The 10,503-nt window shown below is 63.3% G+C and carries 7 protein-coding genes; all 7 read right to left on the reverse strand.

The window, feature by feature from the left end; genetic code table 11:
- Nucleotides 1–64 precede the first annotated feature (64 nt).
- The 7 genes from PspCFBP13509_RS19040 to PspCFBP13509_RS19070 all read right to left on the reverse strand — a co-directional run bounded on the left by PspCFBP13509_RS19040 (nucleotide 65) and on the right by PspCFBP13509_RS19070 (nucleotide 10,500).
- Nucleotides 65–340: a peptidylprolyl isomerase gene (locus tag PspCFBP13509_RS19040; RefSeq protein ID WP_010564624.1), complete on the reverse strand. Its 276-nt coding sequence runs from the start codon at nucleotides 338–340 to the stop codon at nucleotides 65–67.
- Between the two features lie 31 nt (nucleotides 341–371).
- On the reverse strand, nucleotides 372–2,879 hold the full coding sequence (locus tag PspCFBP13509_RS19045) for a PAS domain-containing protein (RefSeq protein WP_137212505.1): 2,508 nt from the start codon (nucleotides 2,877–2,879) through the stop codon (nucleotides 372–374).
- 134 nt (nucleotides 2,880–3,013) lie between these two features.
- Complete coding sequence (locus PspCFBP13509_RS19050) at nucleotides 3,014–4,972, reverse strand: acetoacetate--CoA ligase (RefSeq protein ID WP_137212506.1); 1,959 nt, start codon at nucleotides 4,970–4,972, stop codon at nucleotides 3,014–3,016.
- A 100-nt stretch (nucleotides 4,973–5,072) separates the two neighbouring features.
- On the reverse strand, nucleotides 5,073–5,846 hold the full coding sequence (locus tag PspCFBP13509_RS19055) for a 3-hydroxybutyrate dehydrogenase (protein ID WP_065927161.1): 774 nt from the start codon (nucleotides 5,844–5,846) through the stop codon (nucleotides 5,073–5,075).
- 7 nt (nucleotides 5,847–5,853) lie between these two features.
- On the reverse strand, nucleotides 5,854–7,245 hold the full coding sequence (locus PspCFBP13509_RS19060; protein ID WP_065927160.1) for a GntP family permease: 1,392 nt from the start codon (nucleotides 7,243–7,245) through the stop codon (nucleotides 5,854–5,856).
- A 292-nt stretch (nucleotides 7,246–7,537) separates the two neighbouring features.
- Nucleotides 7,538–8,929 (reverse strand): sigma-54 interaction domain-containing protein, encoded by a 1,392-nt coding sequence (locus PspCFBP13509_RS19065; RefSeq protein WP_065927159.1) that lies wholly within the window; start codon nucleotides 8,927–8,929, stop codon nucleotides 7,538–7,540.
- Complete coding sequence (locus PspCFBP13509_RS19070) at nucleotides 8,926–10,500, reverse strand: ABC transporter ATP-binding protein (protein WP_065948198.1); 1,575 nt, start codon at nucleotides 10,498–10,500, stop codon at nucleotides 8,926–8,928. Before PspCFBP13509_RS19070 ends, PspCFBP13509_RS19065 begins: the two co-directional genes overlap by 4 nt.
- Nucleotides 10,501–10,503 lie beyond the last annotated feature (3 nt).

The raw sequence follows: 10,503 nt of genomic DNA on the forward strand, positions 1-10,503 counted from the left end.
CGGATCGGGAGCAAGCCCCCTGTGGGAGGGGGCTTGCTCCCGATAGCGGTCTTAAGCCAAAGCCTCAATCCCGGTAAAACACCTGCACCAGGTGATACCCGAACTTGCTCTTGATCGGCCCGTGCACCACCTTAACCGGTTTCTTGAAGATCACCGCATCGATCACCCCGACCATTTGCCCCGGCCGCACTTCACCCAAGTCGCCGCCGCGCTTGCCGGACGGGCACGTGGAGTACTTCTTGGCCAGCACATCAAAGGCTTCGCCCTTGGCAATGCGCTGCTTGAGTTGTTCGGCTTCTTCGCTGGTTTTCACCAGGATATGGCGGGCTTGGGCTTTCATCGGTCTCTACCAGGTGTGCGACGGCGCGCGATTATGCCTGAACTGAATCATCGACGCTGATCATGCTGCGGATTTTGGTCGCCAGCAGGTCGATGGAAAACGGCTTGGCGACCATGTCCATGCCGTCCTCCAGGAAGCCCTGGCGTTCGGCGGCTTTCTCCGCGTAGCCGGTCATGAACAGCACCTTGAGCCCCGGCCGATGCTGGCGAGCGATCTCCGCCAGTTGGCGGCCGTTCATGCCGGGCAGGCCGACGTCTGTCACCAGCAGGTCCACGCGCAAGTCCGACTCCAGCAACGGCAGCGCTGCACGCGCATCCCCCGCCTGGTGTGCGGTATAACCCAACTCGTCGAGCACATTGACCACCAGCATGCGCACCGCCGGGTCATCCTCGACCACCACCACCGCTTCGCCGGCAAGGGCCAGCGGGACTTCGCCCAGATGGGCGGGCTGGCTGCTTTCCAGGGAGGTGCCGTGCAGGCGCGGCAGGTACAGGCGCACGCAGGTACCCTGGCCCGGTTCGCTCTGGATGGTCACGTGGCCACCGGACTGCTGGGCAAACCCATAGATCATCGACAGCCCCAGGCCGGTGCCCTGGCCGATGGGTTTGGTGGTGAAGAACGGGTCGAACGCCTTGGCGAGAATCTTCGGTGCCATGCCGCTGCCGTTGTCACACACGCCGAGCATCACGTAGTCGCCGGCCCTGACCGGTTCGAGGGTGGTGATATCGGTGCCGTCCAGGTAACTGTTAGCGGTTTCGATCAGCAGTTCGCCGCCATCGGGCATGGCGTCGCGTGCGTTGATCACCAGGTTGAGCAGGGCGTTTTCCAGTTGGCTGGCGTCGGTGTTGACCGGCCAGATGTCGCGGCCCAGTTGCACCTTGAGCGTGATATGCGCGCCCTTGGTACGCTGGAACAGCTCCTCCAGGGACGCTACCAACTGGTTCGGATCCAGCGGGCGAAGGTCCAGCGACTGGCGCCGCGAAAACGCCAGCAGACGGTGGGTGAGGGCGGCCGCGCGATGGGCCGAGGACACGGCGGCGTCGGTAAAGCGGCCGATCTCGTCGCTGCGCCCGGCGGCGATGTAGCGCTGCATCAGATCCAGGCTGCCGATGATGCCGGTGAGCATATTATTGAAGTCGTGGGCGATACCGCCGGTGAGCTGGCCCACCGCTTCCATCTTCTGCGCATGGCGCAGAGCATCTTCGGCGCGCTCGCGCTCGAACATCTCGTTTTGCAGGCGTTCGTTGGCTTCGGCCAGCGCCTGGGTGCGCTGGGCCACGCGCTCCTCGAGGTTCTCGTTGAGGTGGCGCAGGGCTTCTTCGGTGAGTTTGCGTTCGGTTTCATCGATGACAAAGATGTAGAAACCGTTCACCGAGCCGTCATTGCTGAAGCGCGGTAGGTATTTCATCAACGCATGGCGCGGGCGGCCATCGCGATGGGGGGTGACGGTCATGAAACTGCAGGCCTTGCCCCTGAGCGCAGCGGTGATCTTGTCCTCGCGCCCGGCGTACACATCGTCGCCGAGCACCTCGCGGATGGTCTTGCCGTACAGCTCCTGGGGCGTCATGCCGTACCAGTCGAGGTAGGCACTGTTGTTCAGGCGAAAGCGCTGCTCGTGGTCGACGTAGCCGATCAGCACCGGCATGGCGTTGATGATCAACTGCAGTTCGGTCTGGCTCTGGCGCAGGGCCTGCTCGGTGTTTTTGCGCTCGGTGAGGTCCAGTGCCGCGCCGAGGAAGCGCGCGGGGCGGCCTTGATGATCCTTGTAGCAACGCCCCCGGGCGAACACCCAGCGCACCTGGCCGTCGGCTTGTTGCAGGCGATATTCCTCGGCGTATTCAGTGCCGTAGGTGATGCAGTGCTTGATGCTGCGCGCCACCATGCCGCGATCTTCGGGATGTACGCCTTGCAGGTAGTCGCTGATCGGCAACCGGCTGGCGTCGCTTGGATCAACCCCGTGCAGGTAGGCGAAGTGCGCATCGGCGATAAAGTGGTCTTCACCAATGTCCCAGTCCCAGGTGCCCACCGCATCGGTGGCGGCCAGGGCCAGTTGCAGGCGTTGTTCGGTGTTGTGTTGGGCCTTGCGCCGTTCGTTGGTTTCGATGGCCGTGACCAGGATGCCGGCCACATTGGCGCTTTCATCGCGGATCGGGCTGTAGGTCAGGTCCAGCCAGATTTCGGTATCGCGATTGTTGCGTTGCAGGACAAAACGCTGCTCGCTGAAGGTGCGCACCTGGCCGCTCAGCACGGCGTCGTAGATCGGCGCAGTGAAGCTTTCGAGTTCCGGCCAGGTCTGGTGCGCCGGCTGGCCCATGGCGTCCGGGTGTTTATTGCCCGCCAGCAAGGCGAAGCCGTCGTTGTAGAGTTGGGTGAGTTCGCTGCCCCACAGCAGGAGCATCGGCATCGGTGAGTGGATGACGATGTCCACGGCTGTGCGCAGGCTTTGCGGCCAATCATTGGCCTCACCGAGGGGGCTGTGCGCCCAGTCCAGCCGCGCAATCAATGCAGCGGCTTCGCTGCCGGTGGTTGTTCCCTTCATAAAAAGCCCTGAGCGTAACGCTTTGAAAAATGACAACACCCATTATCCCGTGGGACACCGATGGGTGACTACCCTCGAAAAATAGCATGCATTGAGGGTTTGTCTTCAAATGAGTGCGGCAGGGCTGAAACCTTTCATCTTTCCGCCAGTTCGGGGAGGTCGCGAAATTGCTCCAGGGCCTGCGGGTTGGCCAGTGCGTCGGTATTCTTCACCGGCTCGCCGTGCACCACGTTACGCACCGCCAGTTCGACGATCTTGCCGCTGATGGTGCGCGGGATATCGCTGACGGCGAGGATCTTCGCCGGCACATGGCGCGGCGTGGTGTTGGCGCGGATCACCTGGCGGATCTGTTGCTCCAGGTCCTCATCCAGTTCGATCCCGTCATCCAGGCGCACAAACAGCACGACCCGCACATCGTCCTGCCAGCGTTGGCCGATGGCCAGGCTTTCCAGCACCTGCGGGACTTTTTCCACCTGTCGATAAATCTCCGCAGTGCCGATGCGCACGCCGCCGGGGTTGAGGACTGCGTCGGAGCGGCCGTGAATCAGCAGGCTGCCGTTGGGGCGTTGCTCGGCGTAGTCGCCCTGGGCCCACACCCCGGGAAACTGGCTGAAATACGAGGCGCGCAGCTTCTGCCGGTCCGGGTCGTTCCACAAGCCGATGGGCATCGCCGGGAAGTGCCGGGTGCACACCAGCTCGCCTTTTCCCCCGACCAACGGCCGGCCCTGGTCGTCCCACACCTCGATGGCCATCGCCAGGCTCTTGCATTGCATTTCCCCGCGCCGCACCGGCAGCACCGGATTGCCGATCACAAAGCAGGAGACGATATCGGTGCCACCGGACATCGATGACAGGCACAGCTCGGCCTTGATCTCGCGGTACACGTAGTCGTAGCTCTGGGGCGACAAGGGCGAGCCGGTCGAAATCAGGCCCTTGAGGCTGCCCAGGTCGTGGCTCAGGCGCGGTTGCAGCCCGGCCTTTTCCAGGGTGGCAAGGAACTTGGGGCTGGTGCCGAACACGCTGATCTTTTCCGCGTCGATCAGGTCGATCAAGCGTTCCGGGCCGGGGTGAAACGGCGAGCCGTCATACAGCACCGCCGTGGCCCCGATGGCCAGCACCGAGACCAGCCAGTTCCACATCATCCAGCCGCAGGTGGTGTAGTAGAACAGGCAGTCCTCGCTGGATATGTCCGCGTGCAGGCCGTGTTCCTTGAGGTGGGTGAGCAGCACGCCGCCGGTGCCGTGGATGATGCATTTGGGCACGCCGGTGGTGCCGCTGGAATAGAGGATATACAGCGGATGGTCGAACGGCACCGCGACGAATTCAGGCTCGCCGCCGGGTTGGTAGAAGTCGTTCCAGAGGGCGACGCGGGCCTGGGTCTGATAGTCCTCGACGCAGGCCTGGGGCCGTGCATACGGGACGATGATCAATTGCTCCAGGGACGGCAGGCGTTCGAGGATTTCATTGAGCTTGGCGCTTTGGTCGATGGTTTTACCGGCGTAGCGGTACCCGGCGCAGGTGATCAGCACCTTGGGCTCGATCTGGCCGAAGCGGTCGATGACGCCTTGGGTGCCGAAGTCTGGCGAGGAGCATGACCAGATCGCGCCGAGACTGGTGGTGGCAAGCATGCCGACCAGGGTTTGCCAGGTATTGGGCATGCACGCGGCGACCCGGTCACCGCGGCCGACACCGGCCGCCCGCAGGCTGTCCTGCAGGCCGGCGACGTGGGCGGCCAGTTCGGCGTAGGTCAGTTGTTCGCGCTGGCCGTCTTCGCTGATCGCGACCACCGCCGGGTGATCGTCGCGGCGGCGTAACAGGTGTTCGGCAAAATTCAGGGTCGCGCCGGGAAACCACTGGGCGCTGGGCATCTCGACGTTTTCGATCAGCACTGCACTGGGCGGGCTGCGAAACTGCACATCGAAGAACGTGACGATCGCCTGCCAGAAGTCCGGGCGCTGGTCGATGCTCCACTGGTGCAGGGCCGGATAGTCGCTGAGCTGCACGCCGTGGCGATCATTGATAAAGCGCCGGAACTGGTCCATTCGCGTGGTGTGGATGCGTTCGGGGGAAGGTTGCCAGAGGATTTCGGACATCAGCACGGTCTCTTGTTCTTGTAAAAATCTACCCGTCAACATAGATCAACTGTGGGAGGGGGGGTTGCCCCCCCACAGTTTAGAACTCCAGTGTCTGGTTTTATTGGGCCAGCCAGCCACCATCAATGTTCCACGCCGCCCCCCGCACCTGGGCCCCGGCCTCGCTGCACAAGAACAGCACCAGCTCTCCCAGCTGCGACGGCGTCACGAACTCCAGTGACGGCTGTTTCTCCGCCAGCAGATCATGTTGCGCCTGCTGCGGATCGACGCCATTGGCCACGCGATCATCAATCTGCTTCTGCACCAGCGGCGTCAGCACCCAGCCGGGGCAGATCGCGTTGCAGGTCACGTTGCTGGTGGCGGTCTCCAGGCCCACCACCTTGGTCAAGCCGATCACGCCGTGCTTGGCCGCCACATACGCGGCCTTGCCCACCGAGCCGACCTGGCCGTGCACCGAGGCGATGTTGACGATACGCCCCCAGCCCTTGGCCTTCATGCCCGGCAGGCTCAAGCGTGTGCTGTGGAACACCGAGGACAGGTTGATCGCGATGATCGCGTCCCAGCGCTCCAGCGGGAAGTCCTCCACCGCCGCCACGTGCTGGATGCCGGCGTTGTTGACCAGGATGTCGACACCGCCGAACTCACGCTCGGCGTAGGCGAGCATGTCGGCGATCTGCGCCGGGTCGCTGACGTCCGCCGGGTGATGGCCGACCTTGCCGCCAAACGCCTGCACCTGGGCGACCACCGCGCTGGCGTCGCCGAAGCCGTTGAGGATCAGGTTGGCGCCGGCCTTGGCCAGGCTCAGGGCGATACCCAGGCCGATGCCGCTGGTGGAGCCGGTAACCAGGGCGGTCTTGCCGTTCAATCTCGTCATGAAAACCTCACACAATGCCGGTGGCGTAGAAAGTACCGATCACCACGAACACCGCGAGGGTCTTGATGATCGTGATGCCGAAAATGTCCTTGTAGGCTTCGCGGTGGGTCAGGCCGGTCACAGCCAGCAGGGTGATCACCGCGCCGTTGTGGGGCAGGGTGTCCATGCCGCCGCTGGCCATGGCCGCGACCCGGTGCAGCACTTCAAGAGGAATATTGGCCGCATGGGCCGCCGCAATAAAGCTCTCGGACATGGCCGCCAGGGCGATGCTCATGCCGCCGGACGCAGAGCCGGTGATACCGGCCAGCAGGGTCACGGTAATCGCTTCGTTGACCAGCGGGTTGGGGATGCCCTTGAGCCAGTCCGCCAGCACCAGGAAGCCCGGCAGCGAAGCGATCACCGCGCCGAAGCCATATTCGGAAGCGGTGTTCATCGCCGCCAGCAATGCGCCGCTGACCGCGCTTTTGCTGCCGTCGGCGAGCTTACTTTTGATCGCCGACCAGCCGAATACCAGCACCATGATGATGCCCACCAGCAACGCCGCCTGCACCGCCCAGATCGCGGTGAGCTTGGCGATTTCAGTGGTCACCGGTGCGCTCATGCCCGGCAGGCTGAGGCTGTGGGTCTTGCCGTACCACTGTGGGATCCAGTGGGTGAACAGCAGGTTCATCACGCCCACCAGGATCAGCGGCGACAGCGCGATCCACGGGTTGGGCAGGGCAATGTTCTCGGCGGTCTCAGGCTCGTTGCGCAGCTCGGTGCCGTAGCCTTCACCCGCGCGCTGGGCCTTGTTGCGCTGGCGCGCCAGGTAGAGCATGCCGGCGCAGAACACGAAAATCGTGCCGATCAACCCCAGCCACGGCGCCGCCCAGGCGGTGGTGTTGAAGAAGGTGCTGGGGATGATGTTCTGGATCTGCGGCGTGCCGGGCAGGGCGTCCATGGTGAACGAGAACGCACCGAGGGCGATGGTCGCTGGGATCAGGCGCTTGGGGATATTGCTCTGGCGGAACATCTCCGCCGCAAACGGGTACACCGCAAACACCACCACAAACAGCGACACGCCACCATAGGTGAGCAGGGCGCAGACCAGCACGATCACCAGCATCGCCTGGCGCGTGCCGAGCAAACGGATCGCCGCCGCCACGATAGAGCGCGAGAAACCCGACAGCTCGATCAGCTTGCCGAACACCGCACCGAGCAGGAATACCGGGAAATACAGTTTGATAAAGCCGACCATTTTCTCCATGAACACCCCGGTAAAGGCAGGGGCGACGGCGGACGGGTCGGTGAGTAGCACGGCGCCGAGGGCGGCGATGGGGGCAAACAGGATAACGCTATAGCCACGGTAGGCAGCCAGCATCAGCAACGCGAGCGCTGCCAGGGCAATGATCACACTCATGGTGTGTCTCCATCGGATTGTTATTGTTGTGGGTGAAGCAGTGGGGAGGGCTATAGCGAGATGTGTGCCATATTTTCAAGCTATTGAAATATATGGATATTTTTTAAATTCATTCGAGTGTTTTTGACTGCTGTCTCGATTTTGAGACAAATGAAGACAAAATGTGGGAGGGGGCTTGCCCCGATAGCGGTGTATCAGCCAGTAAATGTGTTGACTGGCCTGATGCTATCGGAAGCAAGCCCCCTCCCACAGGGAGTGTCTTTCTATGGAGAATTTTGTCTCTGTTTGGAGATCAGGCGATTCCAAGTGCCACCATCTTCTTGTACAACGTCGACCGCCCCAGCCCCAATCGCCTGGCCGCCTCCACCACATTCCCGTCACACGCCTGGAGTGCCGCCGCAATCACCTGCCGATCAAGCCGCTCCCGCGCCGCCGCAAACGTCTCACCCTCAACCGTGTCCACTGCGCCGCGCGTCACCGGGCTGAACGTGCCAATCGCCGCGCGAATGTCCCTAGCGTTCAGCACCAGGTCATCGCTCAGCAACGCCGCGCGCTCCAGCACGTTGCGCAGTTCGCGGATGTTCCCCGGCCACGCATGCTGCGCCAACAGCGCCAGGGCCTCGCGGTCCAGTTCATGCTGGCTGCGCAGTTCCTCAAGGATCGCTTCGCTCAGCGCCGGAATGTCCTCCAGCCGTTCACGCAGCGGCGGCACCTGGATCGGCAATACGTTCAGGCGGTAATACAGGTCCGCGCGGAACTCACCGCGCTTGATCGCCGCTTCCAGGTCCATGGAGGTGGCCGCGATCACCCGTACATCGCTGTGCAGCATTTCGTTGGAACCCACCGGTTCGAATTCCTTTTCCTGCAACACCCGCAGCAGCTTGCTTTGCAGCGGCAGCGGCATATCGCCGATTTCATCGAGGAACAGCGTGCCGCCCTGGGCAATCTGGAACTTGCCTGGACGGCCCTTGCGATCGGCACCGGTAAAGGCGCCCGGCGCGGTGCCGAAGAACTCGGCTTCCAGCAGGTCATGGGGAATCGCCGCGCTGTTGATGCTGACAAACGCCTTGTGCGCACGCGGTGAGGCACCGTGGATCGCCTGGGCGAGCAATTCCTTGCCGGTACCGGTCTCGCCCAGCAGCAGCACCGGCGATTCGGCGCTTGCGCTGCGTCGTGCACGGCGTTTGACTTCCAGGCTGGCGGCGCTGGTGCCGATAAAGTGCGCGAAGTTGTACTTGCTCTGGCGTGAGCGCAGCAACGAGCGGGTGGAGGCCAGTTCCTGCTGCATGCTCAGGTAGCGTTCGATCAGCGGCGACAGGTTGCGCAGCTCATCGAACAAGGCAAAGCCAATCGCACCGATCACTGCACCGGCGTCGTTGTGGATCGGCAGGCGCATCACCACCAAAGGGCCTTTGGGGGTGTCCTGGATGTCCAGCAGAATCGGCCGGTCGGTGCGCACCACCTGGCGCAACAGGCTGTTGGAAATCACCCGCTCGCACGGCTGGCCGATGGCTTCATCGGCACTCTTGAGGCCGAAGCGCTTGGCGTAGCGCTCATTCATCCAGACGATATTGGCGTCGCGGTCGACAATCACCGTGCCTTCGCTGGACTGCTCGATGATCTCGAACAGCGACTGGATCGCCAGGCCGCGAACCTGTTGGTAGTCCGTCAGGCTGGTACTCATGACGACAGCCCGCCGGCCGCCGCCAGGAGTTCTTTGGTATACGGGTGCTGCGGTGCTTCGAAAACGTCATGGCTCGGCCCGCGCTCCACCACCTTGCCGTCCTTGATCACGATCATGTCATGGGCCATGGCGCGCACCACGGCGAGGTCATGGCTGATAAACAGGTAGGTCAGACCGTACTTTTCCTGCAATTCACGCAGCAACGCTACGACCTGCTTCTGCACCGTACGGTCCAGTGCCGAGGTCGGTTCATCCAGCAGCATCAGCGCCGGCTTGAGCACCAGCGCGCGGGCGATGGCGATGCGTTGGCGCTGGCCGCCGGAGAATTCATGGGGGAAGCGATGGCGGCTGGCGGGGTCGAGGCCCACGTCCTTGAGCACCTGGATCACTTGCGCATCGCGGTCGGCCAGGCTGCACGGCGCATGCACCTCCAGGCCTTCGCTGATGATCTGCTGCACCGACATGCGCGGGCTAAGGCTGCCGTAGGGGTCTTGGAAGACCACCTGCATCTGTTTGCGCCACGGGCGCATTTGCTTGTGGTTGAGCGGGTCGAGAGACTCGCCCTGGAAGCGGATGCTGCCGGTGGAGTCCAGCAGGCGCAGGATCGCCTGGCCGAGAGTGGACTTGCCCGAACCGGACTCGCCGACAATCCCCAGGGTCTTGCCGCGCTGCACGCTGAGGCTGATGCCATCCACCGCGCGCAGGTAGGTCTTGCGCCGGAACAGGCCGCCGCCCAGGGGGAATTGCACGCTCAGGTCGTGTACGTCCAGCACGGTCTCCCGTGGCTCGCTGCACAGCACATCGCCGGACGGCTCGGCGTCCAGCAGCAGGCGGCTGTAGGGGTGTTGGGGGGCCGTGAACAACGCCTCGCAGTCGGCCTGCTCGACAATCTCGCCGGCACGCATCACGCACACCCGCTGGGCAATGCTGCGCACCAGGTTGAGGTCATGGCTGATCAGCAGCAGCGACATGCCCAGGCGGTGTTGCAGGGACTTGAGCAGCAGCAGGATCTTGCGCTGCACGGTCACGTCGAGGGCGGTGGTGGGCTCGTCGGCGATCAGCAGTTCCGGCTCACAGGCCAGGGCCATGGCGATCATCACCCGTTGGCGTTGGCCCCCGGAGAGTTGGTGGGGATAGGCCTTGAGGCGTTCCTGTGGTTTCTGGATACCCACCAACTGCAGCAACTCGAGGATGCGCGCCTGAGCCGCCTTGCCGCCGAGGCCCTTGTGCAGCAGCAAGGTTTCGCCGATCTGTTTTTCGATGCTGTGCAGTGGGTTGAGGGAGGTCATCGGCTCCTGGAAGATCATCGCAATGCGGTTGCCGCGCAGTTTCTGCAAGGTCGACGCCGAGGCGCCGATCAGTTCCTGGCCGCGATACTTCACGGAGCCGCGGGTTTCAGTACCGGCTTCGGGCAGCAGTTGCAGAATCGAATGGGCGGTCACCGACTTGCCGGAGCCGGACTCACCCACCAGCGCCAGGCACTCGCCGGGGCGTACGTCCAGGCTCAGGTTGCGTACCACGGTCTGGCCGCTGAAGGCGACGCTGAGGTCGCGGATTTCGATCAGGTTCATACG

Source organism: Pseudomonas sp. CFBP13509 (assembly GCF_005233485.1).
GTDB lineage: Bacteria > Pseudomonadota > Gammaproteobacteria > Pseudomonadales > Pseudomonadaceae > Aquipseudomonas > Aquipseudomonas marginalis.

What these genes read in the sequence shown, in the direction of transcription:
- PspCFBP13509_RS19040 (WP_010564624.1), bottom strand. Translation starts at nt 340, where the DNA reads ATGAAAGCCCAAGCCCGCCATATCCTGGTGAAAACCAGCGAAGAAGCC.
- PspCFBP13509_RS19045 (WP_137212505.1), bottom strand. Translation starts at nt 2,879, where the DNA reads ATGAAGGGAACAACCACCGGCAGCGAAGCCGCTGCATTGATTGCGCGG.
- PspCFBP13509_RS19050 (WP_137212506.1), bottom strand. Translation starts at nt 4,972, where the DNA reads ATGTCCGAAATCCTCTGGCAACCTTCCCCCGAACGCATCCACACCACG.
- PspCFBP13509_RS19055 (WP_065927161.1), bottom strand. Translation starts at nt 5,846, where the DNA reads ATGACGAGATTGAACGGCAAGACCGCCCTGGTTACCGGCTCCACCAGC.
- PspCFBP13509_RS19060 (WP_065927160.1), bottom strand. Translation starts at nt 7,245, where the DNA reads ATGAGTGTGATCATTGCCCTGGCAGCGCTCGCGTTGCTGATGCTGGCT.
- PspCFBP13509_RS19065 (WP_065927159.1), bottom strand. Translation starts at nt 8,929, where the DNA reads ATGAGTACCAGCCTGACGGACTACCAACAGGTTCGCGGCCTGGCGATC.
- PspCFBP13509_RS19070 (WP_065948198.1), bottom strand. Translation starts at nt 10,500, where the DNA reads ATGAACCTGATCGAAATCCGCGACCTCAGCGTCGCCTTCAGCGGCCAG.